General features: G+C 49.8%; 1 protein-coding gene. It reads left to right on the top strand.

Annotated features, from left to right (window positions below):
* On the top strand, nt 1–522 hold a 522-nt coding region (locus tag R7P74_RS29040; protein ID WP_318124175.1), incomplete at its 5' end, for an isochorismatase family protein.
* Nucleotides 523–528: the final 6 nt, after the last annotated feature.

Genomic DNA, 528 nt, shown 5'->3' with positions numbered 1-528 from the left:
CATGCGAAAGGTCGCTTGAAGCTAGTAAGCCGTGACTTGCACCCACCAAAAGCCGCTTGGGATGCAGAAACGCCCGCGAACATGCTAGAGCCCGTTGGCTTGCCAAATGTCGACGTAAAATGGAATCGCCACTGTGTGCTTGGCACAACAGGCGTAGAGCTTCTGGATGGGTTACCTCCAGTGCTTGACTACGATTTCCAAGTCAATAAAGGGATGGATCCGGACGCGCATCCTTACGGTATCTTCTTCCATGACGTGGCTGACACCAAAACTACGGGCGCAAATGAGTTTCTGAAATGCAATAAAATAGATACCGTCGTAGTTGGTGGACTAGCGCTCGATTTCTGCGTCAAGCAATCCGTTATGCAAGCGTTAGATCTCGGCTTTAAGGTGATTGTGAATCTAGCTGCAACTCGCGCCGTTCTGCCAGATACGGTCGACAGCGTGATCGCAGAGATGAAAGAGAAAGGCGCACTGTTTGTTAAACATGCCGATGACATTATTGTTGAACGCTTCGCGTAATTTGCG

The organism is Vibrio sp. 2033 (genome assembly GCF_033339735.1).
This window is presented reverse-complemented; position numbering and strand designations above follow the sequence as displayed.